A 1,654-nucleotide genomic window follows, 5' to 3' on the forward strand; every position below is an offset into this window, starting at 1 on the left:
CCAGACTGTGTGAAAACCCTCAATGCCGGGCATTCGAGCACATTGATAGCCTCACCAAGCGCCCTTGAGGTGCAGATTGACAGCCCTGCAGGATTGGACGGCCCTTGATGGGCAAACGGCGTAGATAGATTTCTGTAGGATCAGGCTGGCTGCCCGGTTTCGGTCAGGTTGCTGCGATCAGGCCCTGGACGCCAACGAGAGTGATTGCCCTGCGGATATTATAGGCGAGCGCCGTCAGGCTGAATTCGCCCCGAACGTTGTCCAGCCGGCGCATCAGAAACGCACCTTGGTTCATCCATTGCTTGATCGAGCCGAATGGATGTTCGACGCTCTCACGTCTGATATCGAGAAGTTCCGGCCGGGTCGCCAGTCGTTCTGCCATTCGCTCCAGAATGGCCTCATTCTGGTAACGGATAATCTGCCGGTAAGCGCTCTTCGTGCACTTGTCGCGCAGCTGGCAATTCCGACAGGCTGCTCGATTGCAATACGCTATGGTCGGATGATCTTGGTCCTTGGAGAAATATCGCGGCGATAGCCGTTCGCCGGCGGGGCAGAGATAGACATCAGCTTCACTGTCATAACGGAACTGCTCTTTGGGAAAATGGCCATTGTGTGCCGCTGTACTGCGGGCAGGTTTTGGAACGAACGGCACCACGGCGACCGCTTCGCAAGCCTCGATATCCGTGATCGAGAAATAGCCTCTGTCAGCGACCGCATCGAGTTGGCTGACGTCGAGGTTCTCCCGCGCGGCTGCCGCTGTCTGCGCCAACAAACCCAGATCGCTGACTTTGTTGTGGACCTGCTGCTCGGCGATCAGCTTATGCTTCGCATCGACCGCGATCTGGATATTGTAGCCCACTCCAACCCTCGCGCCGGTGTGCATTGCCCTACTATCCGGATCTGTCAGGGAAATTTGGCCTTCACCGCTTTGTGCAAGAGCTTTGCTGTGTTCCTCAAGGTGGACCCGCCGCTCTCGGATTGCCGCGATTTTCTGCTGCAGGTTCTCGACCGACCGAGTTTGCTGCCCGCCTTCGTCCGTCTGGTCGGCTTCATCAAGCTGCTTGAGGTAGCGTTCCAGGCGCTCGTCGTTCTGAGATAGCGCGGTCGCAAGCTTGGCTTCGGTAAAATTGCGATCACGACTGTTGACTGCTTTGATTCTCGTGCCATCGACAGCGACCAACTCCCGCCCGTAAAGGTCAAGCTCCCGGCAAAGCGTGACAAATGCCCTGAACACCTGTCGAAAGGCCTTTCGATTGTCACGGCGGAAATCGGCGATCGTCTTGAAGTCCGGCTTCAGATGCCGAAGCAGCCAGATCACCTCAATGTTGCGATGTGTCTCTGTTTCCAGCCGGCGGCTTGATCGCACCCGGTTGAGATAGCCATAGATGTAGAGCCTCAGAAGATCTGCCGGATTATAGCCGGGACGACCCGTTTCCCTGGCAGCAGAACGGACAAAGCCTGCCCACTTCAAATCCAGTCCGTCAACGAAAGCGTCGATAAACCGGACAGGGTTGTCCATCCCGACATAATCTTCGACCGCCTCCGGCAAAAGCAGCATTTGCGACCGGTCTGATCCTGAAATGTGTGCCATGACGAATTATACCATCACAGCATAGTCCTTGGAATCCGTGGGCAGACTTTCCACACGGTCTGG

Annotated in this window: 1 protein-coding gene; it reads right to left on the bottom strand. The window is 56.4% G+C overall.

Annotation, left to right across the window (positions count from 1 at the left end):
• Positions 1–163: 163 nt before the first annotated feature.
• On the bottom strand, positions 164–1,591 hold the full coding sequence (locus tag AC2YI2_RS34910) for an IS1182 family transposase (protein ID WP_487391106.1): 1,428 nt from the start codon (positions 1,589–1,591) through the stop codon (positions 164–166).
• Positions 1,592–1,654 lie beyond the last annotated feature (63 nt).

This window comes from Rhizobium sp. SRI_017, assembly GCF_057586295.1.